Origin of the sequence: uncultured Pseudoflavonifractor sp. (genome assembly GCA_904419835.1) — a bacterium.
GTDB lineage: Bacteria > Bacillota > Clostridia > Oscillospirales > Oscillospiraceae > Pseudoflavonifractor.
The window spans coordinates 33,952-53,498 of sequence record CAJFTA010000006.1; the positions used below are offsets into that span (position 1 = coordinate 33,952).

Sequence of the window (19,547 nt, forward strand, 5' to 3'; positions counted from 1 at the left end):
GGTGAAAAGTACCTCCCCGAAGGGCGTTCTCTTGCGGGTTTGAAGTGAACTGACAGCTTTCCCCTCATCCGCCCCAGTGTGCGCACTGGGCCACCTTCCCCAAAAGGGAAGGCTTATGCCTCGGCAGGGGCCCCCTGATGATGGGCGCGGGATTAATCCTCTTCCTTCTTGGTACAGACGATGTTCAGCTCGTCCAGCTGCTGCTGGGTGACAAAACTGGGGGCGCCCATCATCAGGTCCTGGGCGTTCTTGTTCATGGGGAAGGGGATGACCTCCCGGATGGAGTCCTCGCCGGAGAGCAGCATGACCATCCGGTCCACGCCGGGGGCAATGCCGGCGTGGGGGGGCGCGCCGTAGGTGAAGGCGTTGTACATGGCGGGGAACTTGGCCTTCACGTCGTCCTCGCCCAGCCGCACCAGCTGGAAGGCCTCAATCATAATCTCCGGGTCGTGGTTCCGGACCGCGCCGGAGGACAGCTCCACGCCGTTGCACACCAGGTCGTACTGATAGGCGGTGATGGACAGGGGGTCCACCTGGCCGGCGGCGGCCTTCTTCAGAATGTCCAGGCCGCCGTTGGGCATGGAGAAGGGGTTGTGGCAGAATTCCAGCTCTCCGCTCTCCTCGCCGATCTCGTACATGGGGAAGTCCACGATCCAGCAGAACTCATAGGTCTCCCTGTGGAAGTGGTCGGGGCACAGGGGGGCCAGCATCTTAATGAGCACACCGGCGGTCTTTTGGGCGGTCAGCTTCTTATTGCTTGCAGTGAGGCCCACAAAGGAGCCCTTCTCCAGGCCCAGGGCGGCCACCACGGCCTCCTTGATGGGCTGGACGAACTTGGCGATGCCGCCCACAATCTCGCCGTTTTCGTCGTAGCGGAACCAGTAGACCTTGCCGCCGGACTGGACCTCCACGTCGGCGCACAGCTTGTCGATCTGCTTGCGGGTGGCGGAGAAGCCGGTGACCTTCACCGCCTTGACGGTGTTGCCCTCAAAGGGGCCGAAGCCGCAGGAGCCCAGGGCCTCTGTGGCGTCCTGGGCGGTCAGGTCGATGCGCAGGTCGGGCTTGTCGGAGCCGTAGGTCTCCATGGCCTCCAGGTAGGGGATGCGCTTGAAGGGGGCGGAGGAGGCGGTATCATACTTGCCGTACTTGGCGAAGATGGGGGGCAGCACGTCCTCCAGCACGGCGAACACGTCCTCCTGGTCGGCAAAGGCCATCTCCATATCCAGCTGGTAGAATTCGCCGGGGGAGCGGTCGCCCCGGGCGTCCTCGTCCCGGAAGCAGGGGGCGATCTGGAAGTACTTGTCAAAGCCGGAGGCCATCAGCAGCTGCTTGAACTGCTGGGGGGCCTGGGGCAGGGCGTAGAACTTGCCGGGGTGCTTCCGGCTGGGCACCAGGTAGTCCCGGGCGCCCTCGGGGGAGGAGGCGGTCAGGATGGGGGTGGTGATCTCCATAAAGCCGTGGGCGGTCATGGCCTGCCGCAGGGCGGCCACCACGTTGCAGCGGAGGACAATGTTGTCCTTCACCTCCGGGTTGCGCAGGTCCAGGTAGCGGTACTTCAGGCGGGCGGACTCGTCGGCCTCCCGGCTGCGGTTGATGGGGAAGGGCAGCTCGTTATGGCGGCAGCGGCCCAGCACCTCGATGGTCTGGGGCACCACCTCGATGTCGCCGGTGGGCAGCTTGGGGTTCTTGCTGTCCCGCTCCCGCACCACGCCGGTGACCTGGAGGGTGGACTCCTTGTTCAGGGCCTTGATGGCCTTCACCATCTCCTCGGTCTCGGCCACCACCTGGGTGGTGCCGTAGAAGTCCCGCAGCACCGCGAAGCCCAGGCTGGCGCCCACCTCGCGGAAGTTTTCCAGGAAGCCCGCCAGGGTGACGGTCTGTCCCACGTGCTCCATGCGGAGCTCCCCGCAGGAGTGGCTGCGGTAGCAGGTACGCGCGTTATCCATGAAAAATCAACTCCAAATTGTAATATACAATATTAAAAATAACGGATTGTATTTAAATTACCCCATCAGATCGGCCAGCAGGCTGTGGGAATAGGGCTGGTCAATGGGCAGGGTGACGCCCAGGTTGTCCAGCTTGAGGGCGCTGCCGTCGGCGGCGCAGAACCACACGTCCAGACCCTCCGGGTTGGCGGGGGAGAAGGCGCACTGGATGGTGCGCTGCACGCTGTCCAGCAGAGTAAAGGCCAGCTGGTCGGCGCCGTACATGTGGAACTCGTCCTTTTGGGGCTCGGCGGGGCCGGTGTACAGGGCGCAGGTGGAGGCCCAGGCCACGGTCACGCCCCCCTTGCCCACGGTGATGTCGGCGGCGTCCAGGTTCCAGCCGGTGAGGGCGCTCATCTCAGAGAGGAGGTGGCGCACCACTCCGGCGCTGTCGGCGGCCGGGTCCAGGGCGGTGGGGGCGGCGGCGTAGGAGGCAAAGCTGTCCTCCGTGCCGATGTAGAGGGTGTAGGCCTGGGCCTGGGCTTCGCCGCCGGTCAGGTCCAGATAGCGGCTGTAAAACACCTGGAGGTCCAGGTCCTTGCAGTGCTCGGTGGCCATATCCCCGGTGACGCCCAGGGCGGACATGGCGGTGTTCTCCACCCAGGCCTCGTTGGTCACGCCGGAGGCGTGCTGCTCGTTCCACAGGAAGCCGCTGCTCAGGGAGCCCACGGCGGTGAGGACGGCGTTCAGATAGTCCCTGGCGGTGACGGTTTTGCCGCCGCCCTGGAAGTACACCGTGTCGGGGGCGTCCAGGGAGGCCCAGACCACCGCGTCAAAGGTGGGGGTGAAGGACACCCGCAGCTCCTCCCGGGCCACCCGGGCCACCATGGCGGCGGCCTCGCTGCGGGTCAGGGTGTTGCTGCCGGCAAAGACGCCGTACTCGTTGACGCCGGTGAGGATGCCCGCGTTGTAGAACCGGAGCACGTCGGCGTCGCCGGTGTCGGGCAGGGCGGTGATGCTGTTGACGGCGGCGAGCTGATCCGCGGGCAGGGCGGCGGAGAGCAGCTTGAGGAAGCCCAGCCGGGTGACGGTCTCATCGGGCTGGGACAGCAGGGAGAGGACCACGGCGTCGTCCTGGGCCAGGCCCTTCAGGTAGTCCACCGCGCCGGCGTACCAGGGGGAACCGGCGGGGTTGTCGAAGAGGCCGTCGCCGCCGTCCAGGATTTCGGCCATGCGGGCGGCGATGGCCGCCGCCTCGGACACAGCCATGGTGCGGTAGGGCTCGAAGCCCTTGTCCGAGCCGGTGATGAGGCCGGTCTCATAGCAGATTTGGGCGCTGGAGGCAAACCAGCTGTCCGCGGGCACGTCGGCGTACCCGGGGTAGGGGTTGAGGGAGGGGAAGCTGTCCCCGGCGGAGGCCGCCAGGGCGGGGGCGCCGGTGAGGGTGAGGGCCAGGGACAGGCCCAGGGCGATGAGCTTGCGGTTCATATTGAAATCCTCCAGTAAGCGGTCAGAGTGCGGCGGGACGCCGCCTGTGTATCAGACGGAAACCGGGGGGTGAAAGTTCCCTTTTGCAGCGGGTTGGGCTGCCCGGCCCGGCTTACTCCTTGTCCAGGATGGGGCGGCCGGCCTGCTGGCCGGAGAGGCAGTTCTTCACGTAGGCCACCGCCTCGGCTGCGGGCAGGGTCACCTGCTTGTAGATGCCCTGGCTCTCCAGGTTGGCCTTCTCCTCCTCGGTGAAGTCGTCGGCCATGAGCAGGTTCTTCACGGTGACGGTACCCGCATTCACCTCGTCCTCGCCCAGGAAGGCGGCGAAGGGGATGGAGAGCTTGTTGGCATAGGTCAGCTTCTGCTTGAACTTCTTCTGCTCGCAGTGGAGCTGGGCCCGGACGCCCTGGGCCCGCAGAGCGGTTGCAAAGGAGATGGCGGCGGACAGGTCCCCGGTCATGGGCAGGATAAGCACGTCGGCGGGGGCGGCGCTGGCGGCGGGGTTGAGCATCTTCTGCTCCTGGAGCACATAGAACAGCCGGGTGAGGCCGATGGAGATGCCAACGCCGGGGAGTTGTTTTTCGGTGTAATATTCCGCCAGGTTATCATAACGGCCGCCGGAACAGATGGAGCCCACCTCCGGGTGGTCCAGCATGACGGTCTCATAGACGGTGCCGGTGTAGTAGTCCAGGCCCCGGGCAATGGTCAGGTCCACCATGAAGTGGTCGGCGGGCACGCCGAAGGCGGCCATGTACTTCACCACCGTGTTCAGCTCCTCCACACCCAGGTCGAACAGCTCGTTCTTCCCCCGGAAGGGCTCCAGGGCGGCCATGGGATCGGCGGCGGAGAGGAGGGAGAGGAGGGTGTCGGCGGTATCTGCGGGCACGGCGAAGTCGTCCGTCAGGATGGCCTTCACTTTATCTGAACCAATTTTTTCCAATTTATCGATGGTGCGCATCACGTCGCCCGCCTGCTTCTCCAGGCCCAGCAGGGCGAAGAGGCCGCTGAGCACCTTCCGGTTGTTCACCCGGATTTTGAACCGGTTCAGGCCCAGGGCGGTAAAGGCCCGGTAGATGATGGAGGGGATCTCCGCCTCGTTGATGATGTCCAGCTTGCCGTCGCCGATGACGTCGATGTCGGCCTGGTAGAACTCCCGGAACCGGCCCCGCTGGGCCCGCTCACCCCGGTAGACCTTGCCGATCTGGAAGCGGCGGAAGGGGAAGCTCAGGTCGTTGTAGTGGAGGGCCACGTACTTGGCCAGAGGGACGGTCAGGTCAAAGCGGAGGGACAGGTCGCTGTCTCCCTTCTGGAAGCGGTAGATCTGCTTCTCGGTCTCGCCGCCGCCCTTGGCCAGCAGCACCTCGCTGGCCTCAATGGCGGGGGTGTCCAGGGGAGTGAAGCCGTAGAGGGCGTAACTCTCCCGGAGGATGTCCGTCATGCGGTCAAAGAGCACCTGATCCGCCGGCAGCAGCTCCATAAAGCCGGAGAGGGTGCGGGGCTTGATACGATCCATGAGAAAAACTCCTTTTTGATGGAAATAGGCCGCTGCTGCCGGGCCGCCGCAGGTGCGGCGTCAAGCGTTTTGCGCAGCAAAACCTTGAAATTGACCGGATTCACTCCGGGCAATTTGAGTCAAATCAGGGGCCCCGGCGAATCAGGGATTCGCTGGGGAGAGCAGCTCCATAAAGCCGGAGAGGGTGCGGGGCTTGATACGATCCATGAGAAAAACTCCTTTTTAATAGGGTAGACCGTTGCTACTCTTCGCCGCGAGTGCGGCGTCAAGCGTTTTGCGCAGCAAAACCTTGAAATTGACCGGATTCACTCCGGGCAATTTGAGTCAAATCGGGGGTCCCCGGCGAATCAGAGATTCGCTGGGGTGTGGCACAGAAAGACAAAAAAGCGCCTCCGTCCCCAGACAATGGGACGAAAGCGCCTGCCTCCGTGGTGCCACCCATGTTCGGCGGGATATTTCGTCCCACCCTCTGTGCTCCTGTTACGGGGAGCGGGCCGTGGATGTCTCCATCCCCGCTGGTAGAGCCGTCTTTCCCGGGTTCCGGTCCGTGGGACGCTTTCAGCCGAGGGCGTCCTTCTCTGTCCGGCGGATGGCCTGGTACTCATGCTCCGTCATAGCGGTTTTTGTCACTGCATACAGCACAATAGTATCCCAAATCGCCCCGAATGTCAACCGTTTGCGGTCCAAAACCGGGAAATTCAGGGGCAGTTATTCTATTAAAATACAACAAGGTTGTTCGGGCAGGGAGCAAAGCACGAGGCAGAGGCTGGAGGCGGCATTGAGAAGGGTAATTGAATTGCAGCAACTGACAAGTCTGGGCGGGTAACGCTGCTCGGGCGACGCAGGAACGAAACCGGACAGCCGAACCGGCAAGCAACTACTATCAAGTTCGGCGGGTAATTGGACACCACCGCCGCCGGACGCGTCTCTGAAAGGGGTCCGGGGAAACGGGGGCGTTTGGCCCTGAAAGGGCCCCTCCGCCCCTGTGTCCCCGGCGGCTTTTGGGTACTTTTCGCCGGAGAAAAGTACCCCGCCGGAGGCATCGTCCTCGCAAGCTGCGTATCGCTCAACCCGCCGCAAGCGGCAGGCCTCGTTCACTCTGCTGCTCGTCCTCTCCCCACGAAAGGCGTTCCGCCTTCCGCGGGGGTCCCGGGAGGCCAGCTACCTTCCCCCAGGGGAAGGCAAAAGAACACGCCGCCCGATGGCACGGGGCGGCGCGGCGGAAGCATTACACGGTAAAGGGCTTGCGCTGGGGTTGATAATCTCCCGCCAGTCCAGGTCGCCCCGCGCCCCATGGGTCAGGCCCCATGGGGGCCCCGGACAAAATCCAAATGGCCGAAAGTAAATCCCGGCCATTTCAAGGTTTCGCCCCCGGCGAAACGCTTGGCGGCGCAGGCGCGCCGGGCTGGAGCGGGGCGCAGCCTTCCTGCGGGGGTTACACGGTAAAGGGCTTGCTCTTGGGATTGATAATTTCCCGCCAGTCCAGATCGCCCCGCTCCAGACCGTGGATGAGCATTTCGGCGGTGCCCACATTGGTGGCGTAGGGGATGTTGTACTGATCGCACAGGCGGGTGATGTAGTTCAGGTCGGCATCCAGGTCGCTGGACTGGGGGTCGCAGAAGAAGAGGACCATATCAATCTCATTGTAGGCAATGCGGGCGCCGATCTGCTGGCTTCCGCCGTGTTCGCAGGAGAGGAAGAGATAGACCGGCAGCCCGGTGGCCTCGGAGACCAGCTTTCCCGTGGTGTTGGTGGCGCAGACGGTGTGCTTGGAGAGGATGCCGCAGTAGGCGATGCAGAATTGAACCATCAGTTCCTTCTTGCGGTCGTGGGCCATAAGGGCAATGTTCATGGGAATACATCCTTTCTCAAATTATGGGGCCCAGCCCGGATACAATATGCCAGCCTCCGCCGTCATATTCCAGAGCCGCACCGGGAAGCAGGGCGGTGCTTTGGCTTCCATCGGCCCAGGTGAGCCGGACCAGAGCCGGCCCCTGGCAGGCGGTGCCCGCAGAGTTGGTGTAGGACATGGCCGCGGTGATAAGCCGGGCAGACCGGAGCACCTGGCCGGTATTCTCGTCCTGGGGCAGCTGAAGCGAGGCGAGCAGGGCGGCCTGGCCCTGGGCCGCGGTGATGGATTCTATCCCGACCATCTCTCCCAGGGTCAGGTCCATGGCCCGGGCGACCCGCGGCCCGTCCCCCTGGGACAGACCCTCCACCAGCAGGGCCAGCGCTCCCTCCGGGGTGTCCGTTCCCGGTGCGGCGGCCCGGGAAAAGAGCCCCAGGGCCGCGGCCAGGGTAATCAGGACCAGAGCGGCTGAGGCGAGGAGTCTCTTCCAGCCGGTGCCACCCTGTTTTTTTGTCCGGGGCCGGGCCTGAGCCGCCGGAGTTTCCACCTCTGCGCCGCAGGATGTGCAAAACTTCAGCCCTTCCTTCAGCGGCGCGCCGCATTTGGTACAGAACATAGCGCCTCCCGGGCCGCTCCGGCCCACGGCCCCGGGCAGGGGCCCGGAGGAATTTCCACCCGGCTGCCCCACCCTGTGGGAAAGCCGGGGCCGGTCAGCGGATGTGCATGAGGGGAACCCGCTCACCCATCAGGCGGCGGGCGATGTTGAGGTAGGCCACGGCGGCGCCCTTCCGGCTGGCCAGGATGATGGGCTTGCCCTGATTGGCGGAGAGCATGACCTGCTCGTCCTCGGGCACCACCCCCAGCAGGGGCAGGCCGGCGGCGTCCATGGCGTCGTCGATGGTGGTGTGGAGGCGGCGGAGCAGCTTGGGCTGCACCCGGTTGACCACCAGGTGGATGGAGGGCAGCTGGCGGGAGAGAAGGGAGACCACCCGCTGGGCGTCCCGCAGGGCGGAGGTGTCGGTGGTGGAGACCACAATGCCCCGGTCCGCGCCGCACGCCGCCAGCCGGAACCCCTCGCCCATGCCGGCGGGGGAGTCCATCAGGATGTAGTCGTACTGCTCTCTGGCCGTGCGCAGGAAGGCCTTCATCCGCTCCTCGCTGATGCCCGGAGACAGGGTGAGCGGGGCGGTGAGGAGGTAGAGATTTTTGATCACCGGGTGGGGCACCGCCGCCCGCTTCAGGGAGCAGCGGCCCTCCAGCACGTCGGTGAAGTCCATGAGGGCCCGATCGGTGAGGCCCAGGGAGATGTCCAGGTTGCGCAGGCCGATGTCCATGTCGATGCACAGCACCCGGCGGCCCAGGGCGGCCAGACAGGACGAGACGCCCCCGGTCAGGGAGGTCTTTCCCGTCCCCCCCTTACCGGACGTGACCACAACGGCGGTACTCATAGCGTCCCTCCAGTTCATACGGTGTTAGTATATCATAATGAGGTGAAAATTCCAATATTTTTTGTGCAAATGTAATACAATAGAAAACTTTGGACGAAATTACAGGGGGGCCTTCTGGAGCTTGGCCCAACGGCGGGGGTAGCCCTTGGGGGTGGGGGCGGTCTTGCGGATGAGCACAACCCGGTGGGTGACGCCCGCGCCGGGGATTTCGTAGTCCCGCAGGGCCTCCACTTTTCCGCCCAGGCGGGCGACGGCGTTGGCCGCGCCGGACAGCTCCTGGGCGCAGTCCACCGCCTTCATGGACAGGAAGAGTCCCCCCGGCTTCACGTAGGGCAGGCACAGCTCGGTGAGCACCCGCAGGTCGGCCACGGCCCGGGACACGGCGAAATCAAAGCTGTCCCGCCAGTCCTTCTCCAGGGCCTGCTCCTCCGCACGGGCGTGGACGCAGTTTACGTCGGTCAGGCCCAGGGCGGCGCACACCTCGCCCAGCCAGCTGACCCGCTTGCCCAGGCTGTCCAGCAGGGTGAGGGAGAGGGTGGGCTCCAGAATCTTCAGGGGCAGGCCGGGGAACCCGGCGCCGGTGCCCACGTCGATGACCCGCTTGCCCTTGAAGTCCACCCCCTCCAGGGTGAGGAGGGCGGCGGAGTCCAGGAAGTGGAGGTCGGCCACTTTGTCCGGATCGGTGATGGCGGTCAGGTTCATAACCTGATTTTTCTCCAGCAGCAGCTGTCCGTACCTGGCCAGCATGGCGGGTGCGGCGGGGGAGGGAAGGGGGACGCCCATGGCGGCCAGGCCGGCGGCAATTCGCTCTTCCATCTTGTTAACCTCCGAAGTTGGCCAGCAGGGCCGGAATCCCGTTGATCAGATTGACCACAATCAGGGCCAGGCACAGGGCGGTGATGAGGATCATCATGGCCCGTCGGGCGGGGGTGCGGCCCTCCTGGGGCGCGGTGAGCCACAGGCACACCGCCGACGCCGCCCCGCCCCCCAGGGCGGGGACGAGCATCAGGGCGGCAATGCCTTGGAGATAGGTGCCCGTGCCGTACATATAGGTCATGAGAAACACGATGATGACCATGTACACCACGCCCACCCAGGCCCAGATGCGCTTGAGGGGGGAGGCGGGGGTGTAGGGCTCCCCGGGCTGTTCCTCCTGGCTGCTGCCGGGGGTCTTGTTGCGTTCGTCAGACATAACGTGCTCCTTACTTGTCGCTGCCGTTGTCCCGCTGCTCCCGCAGCAGGTCCCGGATCTCGGTGAGCAGGACCTCCTCCGCGGAAGGGGCGGGAGGGGCGGCGGGGGCCGCCTCCTTCTTCCGGCGGAAGGCGTTCATGGCCTTGACGATGCAGAAGATGACAAAGGCCATGATGAGGAAGTTGACAATAGACTGGATGAAATTGCCAAAGGCAATCTGGGCGCCGCCCACGGTAAAGACCAGGGAGGCAAAGGTGTCCTGGCCGATGAAGATGCCCACAAAGGGCATCAGGATGTCGTTGACCAGGGAGTCCACAATGGACTTGAAGGCCGCGCCGATGATGACGCCCACCGCCATGTCCATCACATTGCCCCGGGCGATGAACTTGCGGAACTCGCCCATAAAGCCCCGGGATTTCCGGTCGATTTCTCTGATGTTCTCTTTGATGTTCTTCAAGTGTATAACCTCAATGTTTGTCGTTCAGAGGAGGGTTCTAAGGCCGCTCCTTACTTCTTGGGCGCCAGCACTTCCTGGCCGCCCATGTAGGGCCGCAGGGCGGCGGGGATCTTCACGGAGCCGTCGGCCTGGAGGTTGTTCTCCAGGAAGGCAATGAGCATGCGGGGCGGGGCCACCACGGTGTTGTTGAGGGTGTGGGGCAGGTACATGCCCTTCTCGCCCTTGACGCGCATCTTCAGGCGGCGGGCCTGGGCGTCGCCCAGGTTGGAGCAGGAGCACACCTCAAAGTACTTCTGCTGGCGGGGGGACCAGGCCTCGATGTCGCAGGACTTCACCTTCAGGTCGGCCAGGTCGCCGGAGCAGCACTCCAGCTGGCGGACGGGGATGTCCAGGGAGCGGAACAGCTCCACGGAGTACCGCCACATCTGCTCATACCACTTCATGGAGTCCTCGGGCTTGCAGACCACAACCATCTCCTGCTTCTCAAACTGGTGGATGCGGTACACGCCCCGCTCCTCGATGCCGTGGGCGCCCTTCTCCTTGCGGAAGCAGGGGGAGTAGGAGGTGAGGGTCTGGGGCAGGGCGTCCTCGGGGATGATCTGGTCGATGAACTTGCCGATCATGGAGTGCTCGCTGGTGCCGATGAGGTACAGGTCCTCGCCCTCAATCTTGTACATCATGGCGTCCATCTCGGTCTGGCTCATGACGCCCTCCACCACGTTGCCGTGGATCATGAAGGGGGGGACGCAGTAGGTGAAGCCCTTGTTGATCATGAAGTCCCGGGCATAGGCCAGCACGGCGGAGTGGAGCCGGGCGATGTCGCCCATCAGGTAGTAGAAGCCGTTGCCGGACACACGGCCGGCGGCGTCCATGTCAATGCCGTTGAAGGACTCCATGATCTGGGTGTGATAGGGGATCTCAAAGTCAGGCACCACGGGCTCGCCGAAGCGCTCCACCTCCACGTTGCAGGAGTCGTCGGGGCCGATGGGCACGGAGGAGTCGATGATGTTGGGGATCTGGAGCATGATGTGGCGGATCTCCTCGGCCAGCTTGACCTCCTGCTCCTCCAGCTGGGCCAGGCGGTCGGCGTTGGCCTTGACCTGGGCTTTGACGGCCTCGGCCTCCTGGAGCTTGGAGGGGTCCTTCTTGGCCTGACCCATCAGCATGCCAATCTGCTTGGACAGGCTGTTGCGGCTGGCACGCAGATCATTGGCCTCGGTCATGGCCGCCCGGTTGGCGGCGTCCAGCTCCAGAACCTGGTCTACCAGGGGCAGCTTCTGGTCCTGGAACTTCTTCTTTATATTTTCCTTGACAGCCTCGGGATTTTCCCGGATAAAACGAATATCCAGCATGGAAATGACACCTCATAATCATAGATTGTATTATGGCGGGACTTGTCCCGCAAAGAATGTTTCACGTGAAACAGGGGCCTCAGCTCAGGGCCTCTTTCAGCTCCTGGTACTGCTGAGCGGGGGAGGGGTCGCCCTCCCGGCCGGTAAGGGCCTCCTGGGGCAGATACTGGGGCAGGCCGGACGCTTCAAACTCCTCCATCATGTTGTGGGCGTCGGTGTAATAGCCCCGGGAGAACTGCCGCTGAATCCGCCAGAACCAGTCCATGGCCTCCAGGGCATTCTGGGCGCTGTCCTGAGCGGTCTGAGCGTTTTCGGCGGCGTCCTGGGCAATTGAGAGCTGGCTCTGGCTGTCCTCCAGCTGTTCCTGGAGGCCGGCCACCTGGCCCTCCAAATCCTCCACCTGCTCCGTCAGCCGGTCCTTCTCGGCAATCAGGTTGTTGATGGAGTCGAAGGCGTTGCTGGAGGTGGCCTCCAGCCCGGAGATGGCCTGCTGGTTGGCCCGCTGCTGCATAAAGTAGGAGAGGAGAAGCAGCAGAAAGGCGGCGGCAAAGAGGATGGCCAGATATCCCATGACCGACACTTTTTTGTGGGGTCTGGCGTGTTCCGCCTCGTGCTGGAGGTGCTGCATCTCCTGCTCCTCCCGGTTGTGGTCCTGCTGGTTCAAAGGGAAGTGCCTCCCTTCCCGCCGGAGGTGTGCTCCAGCGCCTCGAGAAGGGCGGTCAGGTCCTCGTCACCGTAGTATTCCAGCTCCACCCGGCCTTTTTTGGCCCCCTGGACGATGGATACCTTGCGGCCCAGCCGGGCGGACAGGTCCTTGGCGGCGGCGTCCCGGTAGATTTTCATGGGGTCGGGGGTGGGGGGCGTCTCCTCCGCCTCCTCGGCGGCCTGGCTGATGCGCTTGGCCATGGACTCGGTCTGGCGGACGGACAGGTCCTCCTCCACCACCTTCTGGGCCAGCCGCTTCTGCAGCTCCCCGCCGGGGACGGAGAGGATGGCCCGGGCGTGCCCGGCGGACAGCCTGCCCTCCTCCAGCAGCATGCGCACCGCGTCGGGCAGGGAGAGCAGCCGCATGGCGTTGGCCACGGCGGAGCGGGATTTACCCACCTGCCGGGCCACCTCCTCCTGGGTGAGGCCGTACTCCTCCACCAGGACCTTGTAGCCCCCCGCCTCTTCAATGGGGTTCAAATCCTCCCGCTGGAGGTTTTCGATGAGGCCCAGCTCCATGACCTTTCGGTCGTCGGCCTCGATGATGACGGCGGGCACCTCGGTGAGGCCCGCCTGTTTGGAGGCCCGCCAGCGGCGCTCCCCGGCGATAATCTGGTAGTAGCCGGAGGAGAGGCGGCGGACGGTGAGGGGCTGAATGAGCCCATGGGTGCGGATGGACTCGGCCAGATCGCTGAGGGATTCCTCGTCAAACCGTTTGCGGGGCTGCTTGATGCCCGGCTCCACCTGGGAGATGGGCAGCATCACCGAGCCGCCCTCCTGGGTTTTCAGGGCGGCGTCGCCCAGCAGGGCGCCCAGACCCTTGCCCAGGCCACGGTCCTTGTTCACCGGCAAAATATATCATTCCTTTCTGTGGGCTGGGGCTCAGCCCTTGTTTTTCTCCATGACCTCCCGGGCCAGCTCCTGGTAGGCCTCGGCGCCCCGGGACAGGCTGTCGTAGGCGGTGACGGGCTTGCCGTAGCTGGGGGCCTCGGCCAGCCGCACGTTCCGGGGGATAACGGTGGCGTACACCTGACCGGGGAAGTGGCGCTTGACCTCCTCGGCCACCTGCATGGACAGGTTGGTCCGCCCGTCGTACATGGTGAGCACCACGCCCTCCAGGGCGATGGACGGGTTGAGGGAGCGCTTGACAATGCGGATGGTGGACAGCAGGTCGCTGAGGCCCTCCAGGGCGTAGTACTCGCACTGGACGGGCACCAGCACCGTGTCGGCGGCGCAGAGGGAGTCCAGGGTGAGCAGCTCCAGGGAGGGGGGGCAGTCGATCAGGATGTAGTCGTATCGGTCCGAGAGCTGGCCCAGGGCGTTTTTCAGGAGATATTCCCGCTTCTCAATGGCGATCATCTCCACAGTAGCGCCGGCCAGGGCCTTGTTGGCGGGAATCACGTCGCCATAGGGGGTCTCCACCACGGCCCGCTTTACGTCCGCGCCGTTGATGAGCACGTCGTAGATGTTGGGGGAGGCGGTGGTCTTGTCCACGCCAAAGCCGGAGGTGGCGTTGGCCTGGGGGTCGAAATCGCACACCAGCACCCGGGCGCCCTCCTCTTTCAGGGCCGCAGCCAGGTTGACACAGGTGGTGGTCTTGCCCACGCCGCCCTTCTGATTGACGATTGCAATGGTTTTAGCCATAGGGGCACCTGCCTTTTCACAGCGTTTGTGGGGCTGCAAAGCACCCTCCGGGCCGGAAAAGGACGGCGGGCGGTTTGTTCAGCAAGTCCTATTATAATATTGAAGCCCGCTTATTTCAACTGATTTTACCCATGTTTCACGTGAAACATGCGAAGATGGGGATGTGGGACAATAAAAAAGTCCGGAGTGTTTCACGTGAAACACTCCGGGCAGCAAGGAACGGTTGGGAGAACATGGAGGCAGGTGGGATGTTTCATGTGAAACATCCCACCAAAGGGAGACCGGTGGAAGAAAGTGGGGACAAGTGGAAAACTCGCCGGTGTTTCACGTGAAACACTGGACAGCTCAGGCGGTCCGCTTGGGAATGCGGATGGTGAGGAGAATGGAGTCCTCAGTCTCACTTCGCTCACAGGCCGCGTCCACTCCGGCGGTCTTCATCATGGACAGCCCCTTGGTTACAGTGTTGAGAAAGAGCCGCACATCCTTAATCAGATAGGTGGGCTTCCGCCGCTTGGGCGGGGCAGGGGAGAGCAGGGACTCCACATAGGCCTCAGACTTGGCCACCGTCAGATGCTCCTGGACAATGTACTGGGCGGCCTTCAGCTGAAGCTCCGGGTCCTCCAGCCGGAGCAGCACACGGGCGTGGCGCTCGGTACATCCCGCCTCCAGCAGCAGCTTGAGCACCTGCGGGGGCAGCCTGAGCAGCCGCAGCTTGTTGGCCACAGCGGACTGGGATTTGCCAATCCGCCGTGCGGCCTCCTCCTGGGACAGGTTGTAGGTGCAAATAAGCCGGGACAGAGCGGCGGCCTCCTCCACAAAGTCCAAATCCCGGCGCTGGAGGTTCTCCACCAGAGCCAGCAGGGAGGAGTTCTCCTGGTCCACCCGCAGGATGATGCAGGGCACCTCCTTCAGACCGGCCATCCGGGAGGCACGCAGCCGCCGCTCTCCGGACACCAGCTCATAGCCTCCGCCGGCCTTGCGTACCGACAGAGGCTGAAGCACGCCGTGTTCCCGAATGCTCTCCGCCAGTTCCTCCAACCCCTCCTGGGAGAAGTATTTCCTGGGCTGGTCCGGGTTGGGCGCAATCAGGTTCTCCGGAAGAAAATGCACCCGATTGGTCTCATACAGTCCCTTTCTGCGCAGCAGTGCCATAGAAAGGACCTCCTTTGTAGAATGGGTCGTTTTGGTATCCATATTTTACCACAAAGAAAAGAGAAACAAGGCGCACGGGGTCGAATGGGAAATATTTTCCATTTTGTGCCGGAACAGGCCGCCAAACCGGCATTTGCTCTTTCCTCACGCCGCCGATTATGCTATGATGGAGGCAAGCATGGGCTGCCTGCTTTGGGGCGGCATGAGGAGAGAATCCACCTGAAATGGAGGTAGTTTGACGATGAAGCATCGTGTTGCCGCCGTCTTTCTGACGGTGTGTCTGCTGCTGTCCCTGCTGGCGGTCCCTGCCGCCGCCGCCGGGCGCTATTCCGACGTGCCCGAGGGGGACTGGGCCGCGGAGGTCATTGAAAAGGCCACGGAGTACGGCCTTATTCAGGGCAAGGGGGACGGCACCTTCGGCTACGGGGAGTACATGAACCGGGCCTCCTTTGTGACGGTACTGTGCCGCATGTTCGGCTGGGAGATGGTGAGCCCGGAGAAGCCCTCCTTCTCCGACTGTCCCCCGGGAGAGTGGTACTACTCCGCCGTGGAGACCGCCCTGGCCAACGGCGCCATTGATTCGGGGCTCTACTTCCGCCCCGATGACGACATCAGCCGCCAGGACATGGCCGTCATGCTGGTGCGGGCCCTGGGGTATGAGAACCTGGCCCTGACCCAGGCCTCGGCGGAGCTGCCCTTTGCCGACGTGACGGAGAACAGGGGGTACCTTGCCCTGGCCTATGAATTCGGCGTCATCAACGGCGTGGCCCAGGCCGACGGCAGCCTGCTCTTCCTGCCCGGCCACTCCTCCACCCGCCAGGAGGCGGCGGCCATGCTGGTGCGGGTGTACGAGAAGTACCACGCGGACATTGAGTTTCTCCACGGCTTCTACGCCATGAGCTCCTACGGCCAGATTGACATGGCCGGGGAGATGGACGCGGTGAGCCTGGGCTGGGCCCGCATGTCTCTGGACGAGAGCGGGACGCCCTATGTAAACCAGAGTGCCTCCGGGGGCAACGAGTGGGCGGTGCCCCAGGGCGCTGAGCTGGCCACCGATGCGCTGGAGGAGGCCGGGGTGGACTGCAACCTGAGCGTCTACGCCGCGGGCAGCGACCTGACTGCCATTCTCAGCGCCGGCAACCGCCAGACCGCGGTGGAGCAGCTGGTGAGGGCCGCCGGGGAGTATGCCGGCCTGACCATCGACTTTGAGGGCCTGGGCGCCTCCCTGCGCACGCCCTTCACCCAGTTCATGACCGCCCTCCGCGCCGCCCTCCCGGAGGAGAAGGCGCTGTGGGTGTGCGTCCAGCCCGACGAGTGGTACGGCGGGTACGACTACAGGGCCCTGGGGGAGATCTGCGGCAAGGTCATTCTCATGGCCCACGACTACCAGGACACCAACCTGCCCCAGGGCTGGGTGGGCACCAGCCAGACCCGCAACGCCCCCGCCCCCCTGAACAAGGTGTACGAGGCCCTGGTATCCATCACCGACCCGGACACCGGCGTGGCGGACAAGAGTAAGATTGTGCTGGCCGTGTCCATCACCAGCGTGGGCCTGAAGGTGGACCAGAACGGCCTGCTGGCCTCCACCGACATCTACACCCCCGCGCCCGACACCCTGGCCGCCCGGATGAAGCAGTCCGACGCCGTCCGCACCTGGGACGCCGCTGCCGCCACCCCCTATCTCACCTACTCGGCGGACGGGGAATACTATAAGGTGTGGTATGAGGACGCCCAGAGCATCATGGCCAAGGCAAACCTGGCCCACATGTTCGGCGTGGACGGCCTGTCCATCTGGCGCCTGGGCATTATCCCCAACTACGCCGACGCCCAGAGCTACGACGTGTGGAGCGCCGTCCAGACCCAGCGGGCAGGGGAGTAAGGGCCTGTGCGCTTTGCAGACGTAGGGGAGGAGAACCTCTCCGCCGCCGGGTATGTCCATTCCGAGAGCTGGAAGGAGTCCCATAAGGGGTTCTGTTCCGCTGAGTTTGTGGCACGGCACACCCCCGAGGCACAGACCGACTACCTGCGCCGGGAGATAGCCGCCGGGAAGCGGATTTATATGCTGCTGGACCCCCACCCGGTTGGGATTGTCTCGGTGTGGGGCGGCCTGATTGAAAATCTGTACGTCCTGCCCCAAGAGCAGAACAAAGGGTACGGCACAGCCCTGCTGGACTATGCCGTCCGCCACTGCGAGGGCACGCCCACCCTCTGGATTCTGAACATCAACCAGGGCGCATACCGGCTCTACACCCGGAAGGGTTTTCAGGAGACCGGAAACCGAAGGCAGCTCAATACGCAGCTCAGCGAAATAGAGCTTGCCCGGTATGGAAAGAAATAAGGAAGAAACGCAATGCGGCGTCTGAGAACCTGGGCCACCCCGACAGGTTCCGCCTCAGAAAAAACAGGAGTGAATAACATGAATCACAATTCCGCACGGGAAGAGGACAAGGCGGCCAAGATGGCCAAGGAGTTCATCATGATGACCCTGGGCACCTCGCTGGTGTCCATCGGCGTGTACTTTTTCAAGTTCCCCAACAACTTCTCCATGGGCGGCGTGTCCGGCCTGTCGGTGCTGCTGGGCGGCCTGTTCCAGTCCACCTGGCTGACCCCATCCACCTTCAACACCATCATCAATACCCTGTTCCTGGTGCTGGGCTTCATCTTCCTCAACAAGGGCTTTGGCCTGCGGACGGTGTACTGCTCTCTGTTCTACGCCGGACTTATCCAGTTCTTTGAGGCGGTGGTGCCCCTGTCGGCGCCCCTGACCTCCAACAAGATGCTGGAGGCCTTCTTTGCCATCATCCTGCCCGCCCTGGGGTCGGGCATCCTGTTCAACCTGAACTCCTCCACCGGCGGCACGGATATCGCCGCCATGATTTTGAAGAAATACACCGGCATGGACGTGGGCCGGGCGCTGCTCCTGTCCGACGTTGTCATCGCCGGCGCGGCCCTGTTCATCTTTGACATTGAGACCGGCCTGTTCTCCCTGCTGGGCCTGGTGCTCAAGTCGGTGCTGGTGGACAGCGTCATCGAGTCCCTCAACCGGCGTAAGAGCCTTACCGTCATTACCTCCCAGCCCGAGCTGGTGTGCCAGTACGTCACCAAGACTTTGGGCCGGGGCGCCACCGTGTGGGAGGGCCAGGGGGCCTACACCCACCAGACCCACTACGTGGTGCTCACCGTCCTCTCCCGGGGCCAGGCGGTGGTGCTCCGCCGGTACCTGAAGGAGCACGACCCCTCCGCATTCCTGCTGGTGTCCAACTCCAGCGAGATTTTCGGCAAGGGCTTCCTCCGGGCATGAGGGCGGCGAAACTCTGAAATTCTGATTACGACAAGGAATAAACTGCATGAATGATATCCAACTGTATTTAAAAAAGCGGCGTACCGCCCGGGAGGCGGTGGCGTGCATCAAGCCGGGGGACTGGATTGACTACGGCTTCTGCGGCCAGATGCCCTACGACCTGGACCGGGCCCTGGCGGAGCGGCTTGCGGAGGAGCCGGAGCTGACCGGCCTGAATTTCCGGGGCGGCCTGGCCCTGCGGCAGCCGGCGGTGACCGCCCTGCCTGACGCGGCGGAGCGCATCACCTGGAACTCCTGGCACTGCTCGGCCATTGAGCGGCGGCTCATGGAGCAGGGGATCTGCTACTACGCTCCCATCCGCTTCTCCGAGATGACCCGGTATTACCGGGAGAATGTGGAGCGGGTGGACGTGGCCATGATCCAGGTCTCACCCATGGACGCCCACGGCTTTTTCAGCTTCAGCCTGAACACCACCTACCTGGCCGCCATGCTGGAGCGGGCCCGCACCGTCATCGTGGAGGTCAACCCCAGGATGCCGGTGGCCTTCGGCGGCCTGGGCACCGCCATCCACATCTCCCGGGTGGACATGGTGGTGGAGGGGGAGGGCCACGAGCTGGACCAGCTCCCCACCGCCCAGCCCACTCAGGAGGACCAGGCGGTGGCGGAGCAGATTGTGTCCCTCATTCCCGACGGGGCCTGCCTCCAGCTGGGCATCGGCGGCATGCCCAACGCGGTGGGGGCCCTGCTGGCCCAGTCCGATTTAAAGGACCTGGGCGTCCACACCGAGATGCTCACCGACTGCGTGGTGGACCTGGCCGAGGCTGGCAAGCTCACCGGCCGGAACAAGAATCTGGACCGGGGCAGCGCCGTGTTCACCTTTGCCGCCGGCAGCCGGAGGCTGTACGACTTTATTGACCGCAACCCCACCTTCATGGTGTCCCCGGTGGACTACGTCAACGACATCCACGTCATCTCCGCCCACGACAACATGATTTCCATCAACAATACCATGGAGGTGGACCTGTTCGGCCAGGTGTCCGCCGAGACCATGGGCACCCGGCACATCAGCGGCTCCGGCGGGCAGCAGGACTTTGTTCTGGGGGCCTACCGGTCCAAGGGGGGCAAGAGCTTTATCTGCTGCTCGTCGGTCTACACGGACCGGCAGGGCAGGGCCCACAGCCGCCTGGTGCCCACCATCGCCCCGGGCAGCGTAGTCACCACCACCCGCACCAACATCCACTACCTGGTCACCGAGTACGGCATGGTGAACCTGAAGGGCCTGTCGGCCTGGCAGCGGGCCGAGGGGATTATCTCCATCGCCCACCCGGACTTCCGGGAGGAACTCATCGCCGCGGCGGAGGAGATGCACATCTGGCGGCGGTCCAACCGCCGCTGAGTTTCCACAAAGGCGGCGCAATATGTGGATAATGGAACAGCCCCGGAGCACGGCCGCCCGTGCTCCGGGGCTGTTTTTTCTGTAACCAGAGACCAGGACAAAACGCAGAGACCGTTCTCCCGCCG

General features: G+C 63.9%; 18 protein-coding genes. 4 read left to right on the forward strand and 14 right to left on the reverse strand.

Going from position 1 to position 19,547, the window contains the following annotated elements; genetic code table 11:
• Window positions 1-152: 152 nt before the first annotated feature.
• From aspS to QZY67_RS02010, 14 genes are all read right to left on the reverse strand, one after another.
• Window positions 153-1,946: an aspartate--tRNA ligase gene (aspS, locus tag QZY67_RS01945; protein ID WP_295368289.1), complete on the reverse strand. Its 1,794-nt coding sequence runs from the start codon at window positions 1,944-1,946 to the stop codon at window positions 153-155.
• A 57-nt stretch (window positions 1,947-2,003) separates the two neighbouring features.
• Window positions 2,004-3,413, reverse strand: a complete 1,410-nt coding sequence (locus QZY67_RS01950) for an S-layer homology domain-containing protein (RefSeq protein ID WP_295368290.1) — start codon at window positions 3,411-3,413, stop codon at window positions 2,004-2,006.
• A 112-nt stretch (window positions 3,414-3,525) separates the two neighbouring features.
• Complete coding sequence (gene hisS / locus QZY67_RS01955; protein WP_295368291.1) at window positions 3,526-4,926, reverse strand: histidine--tRNA ligase; 1,401 nt, start codon at window positions 4,924-4,926, stop codon at window positions 3,526-3,528.
• A 1,435-nt stretch (window positions 4,927-6,361) separates the two neighbouring features.
• Window positions 6,362-6,778, reverse strand: coding sequence for a methylglyoxal synthase (locus QZY67_RS01960; protein WP_294533082.1), 417 nt, complete (start codon window positions 6,776-6,778; stop codon window positions 6,362-6,364).
• A 16-nt stretch (window positions 6,779-6,794) separates the two neighbouring features.
• Window positions 6,795-7,391: a zinc-ribbon domain-containing protein gene (locus tag QZY67_RS01965; protein ID WP_295368292.1), complete on the reverse strand. Its 597-nt coding sequence runs from the start codon at window positions 7,389-7,391 to the stop codon at window positions 6,795-6,797.
• Between the two features lie 94 nt (window positions 7,392-7,485).
• Complete coding sequence (minD, locus tag QZY67_RS01970) at window positions 7,486-8,223, reverse strand: septum site-determining protein MinD (RefSeq protein WP_295368293.1); 738 nt, start codon at window positions 8,221-8,223, stop codon at window positions 7,486-7,488.
• A gap of 99 nt (window positions 8,224-8,322) precedes the next feature.
• Complete coding sequence (rsmG, locus tag QZY67_RS01975) at window positions 8,323-9,039, reverse strand: 16S rRNA (guanine(527)-N(7))-methyltransferase RsmG (protein ID WP_295368294.1); 717 nt, start codon at window positions 9,037-9,039, stop codon at window positions 8,323-8,325.
• 4 nt (window positions 9,040-9,043) lie between these two features.
• The gene (locus QZY67_RS01980) at window positions 9,044-9,415 is read right to left on the reverse strand and encodes a hypothetical protein (RefSeq protein ID WP_295368295.1); all 372 of its coding nucleotides are present in this window, start codon (window positions 9,413-9,415) and stop codon (window positions 9,044-9,046) included.
• A 10-nt stretch (window positions 9,416-9,425) separates the two neighbouring features.
• Entirely contained in the window at window positions 9,426-9,818 is a 393-nt protein-coding gene (gene mscL / locus QZY67_RS01985) for a large-conductance mechanosensitive channel protein MscL (protein WP_366448926.1), read from the reverse strand.
• A 104-nt stretch (window positions 9,819-9,922) separates the two neighbouring features.
• The gene (gene serS, locus QZY67_RS01990; RefSeq protein ID WP_295368297.1) at window positions 9,923-11,224 is read right to left on the reverse strand and encodes a serine--tRNA ligase; all 1,302 of its coding nucleotides are present in this window, start codon (window positions 11,222-11,224) and stop codon (window positions 9,923-9,925) included.
• 79 nt (window positions 11,225-11,303) lie between these two features.
• Entirely contained in the window at window positions 11,304-11,888 is a 585-nt protein-coding gene (locus tag QZY67_RS01995; RefSeq protein ID WP_295368298.1) for a hypothetical protein, read from the reverse strand.
• On the reverse strand, window positions 11,885-12,775 hold the full coding sequence (locus QZY67_RS02000; RefSeq protein ID WP_294533135.1) for a ParB/RepB/Spo0J family partition protein: 891 nt from the start codon (window positions 12,773-12,775) through the stop codon (window positions 11,885-11,887). The genes QZY67_RS01995 and QZY67_RS02000 overlap by 4 nt, the downstream gene beginning before the upstream one ends.
• A gap of 36 nt (window positions 12,776-12,811) precedes the next feature.
• The gene (locus QZY67_RS02005; RefSeq protein WP_294533096.1) at window positions 12,812-13,573 is read right to left on the reverse strand and encodes a ParA family protein; all 762 of its coding nucleotides are present in this window, start codon (window positions 13,571-13,573) and stop codon (window positions 12,812-12,814) included.
• 345 nt (window positions 13,574-13,918) lie between these two features.
• Entirely contained in the window at window positions 13,919-14,725 is an 807-nt protein-coding gene (locus QZY67_RS02010; RefSeq protein ID WP_295368300.1) for a ParB/RepB/Spo0J family partition protein, read from the reverse strand.
• Between the two features lie 241 nt (window positions 14,726-14,966).
• Between QZY67_RS02010 and QZY67_RS02015 the strand changes: the two genes are divergently transcribed.
• The 4 genes from QZY67_RS02015 to QZY67_RS02030 all read left to right on the forward strand — a co-directional run bounded on the left by QZY67_RS02015 (window position 14,967) and on the right by QZY67_RS02030 (window position 19,422).
• Complete coding sequence (locus tag QZY67_RS02015) at window positions 14,967-16,604, forward strand: S-layer homology domain-containing protein (protein ID WP_295368301.1); 1,638 nt, start codon at window positions 14,967-14,969, stop codon at window positions 16,602-16,604.
• 6 nt (window positions 16,605-16,610) lie between these two features.
• Window positions 16,611-17,063 carry a GNAT family N-acetyltransferase gene (locus QZY67_RS02020; RefSeq protein ID WP_295368303.1) on the forward strand — a complete coding sequence of 151 codons (453 nt, stop codon included), beginning with the start codon at window positions 16,611-16,613 and terminating at the stop codon, window positions 17,061-17,063.
• A gap of 78 nt (window positions 17,064-17,141) precedes the next feature.
• Window positions 17,142-18,026 carry a YitT family protein gene (locus tag QZY67_RS02025; protein ID WP_295368304.1) on the forward strand — a complete coding sequence of 295 codons (885 nt, stop codon included), beginning with the start codon at window positions 17,142-17,144 and terminating at the stop codon, window positions 18,024-18,026.
• Window positions 18,027-18,072: 46 nt separating this feature from the next.
• The gene (locus tag QZY67_RS02030; protein WP_295368305.1) at window positions 18,073-19,422 is read left to right on the forward strand and encodes an acetyl-CoA hydrolase/transferase C-terminal domain-containing protein; all 1,350 of its coding nucleotides are present in this window, start codon (window positions 18,073-18,075) and stop codon (window positions 19,420-19,422) included.
• Window positions 19,423-19,547: the final 125 nt, after the last annotated feature.

Excerpts from the sequence above, each read along its gene's own strand:
- aspS (WP_295368289.1), bottom strand. The coding sequence starts at position 1,946 with ATGGATAACGCGCGTACCTGCTACCGCAGCCACTCCTGCGGGGAGCTC.
- QZY67_RS01950 (WP_295368290.1), bottom strand. The coding sequence starts at position 3,413 with ATGAACCGCAAGCTCATCGCCCTGGGCCTGTCCCTGGCCCTCACCCTC.
- hisS (WP_295368291.1), bottom strand. The coding sequence starts at position 4,926 with ATGGATCGTATCAAGCCCCGCACCCTCTCCGGCTTTATGGAGCTGCTG.
- QZY67_RS01960 (WP_294533082.1), bottom strand. The coding sequence starts at position 6,778 with ATGAACATTGCCCTTATGGCCCACGACCGCAAGAAGGAACTGATGGTT.
- QZY67_RS01965 (WP_295368292.1), bottom strand. The coding sequence starts at position 7,391 with ATGTTCTGTACCAAATGCGGCGCGCCGCTGAAGGAAGGGCTGAAGTTT.
- minD (WP_295368293.1), bottom strand. The coding sequence starts at position 8,223 with ATGAGTACCGCCGTTGTGGTCACGTCCGGTAAGGGGGGGACGGGAAAG.
- rsmG (WP_295368294.1), bottom strand. The coding sequence starts at position 9,039 with ATGGAAGAGCGAATTGCCGCCGGCCTGGCCGCCATGGGCGTCCCCCTT.
- QZY67_RS01980 (WP_295368295.1), bottom strand. The coding sequence starts at position 9,415 with ATGTCTGACGAACGCAACAAGACCCCCGGCAGCAGCCAGGAGGAACAG.
- mscL (WP_366448926.1), bottom strand. The coding sequence starts at position 9,818 with ATGGGCGAGTTCCGCAAGTTCATCGCCCGGGGCAATGTGATGGACATG.
- serS (WP_295368297.1), bottom strand. The coding sequence starts at position 11,224 with ATGCTGGATATTCGTTTTATCCGGGAAAATCCCGAGGCTGTCAAGGAA.
- QZY67_RS02005 (WP_294533096.1), bottom strand. The coding sequence starts at position 13,573 with ATGGCTAAAACCATTGCAATCGTCAATCAGAAGGGCGGCGTGGGCAAG.
- QZY67_RS02010 (WP_295368300.1), bottom strand. The coding sequence starts at position 14,725 with ATGGCACTGCTGCGCAGAAAGGGACTGTATGAGACCAATCGGGTGCAT.
- QZY67_RS02015 (WP_295368301.1), top strand. The coding sequence starts at position 14,967 with ATGAAGCATCGTGTTGCCGCCGTCTTTCTGACGGTGTGTCTGCTGCTG.
- QZY67_RS02025 (WP_295368304.1), top strand. The coding sequence starts at position 17,142 with ATGAATCACAATTCCGCACGGGAAGAGGACAAGGCGGCCAAGATGGCC.
- QZY67_RS02030 (WP_295368305.1), top strand. The coding sequence starts at position 18,073 with ATGAATGATATCCAACTGTATTTAAAAAAGCGGCGTACCGCCCGGGAG.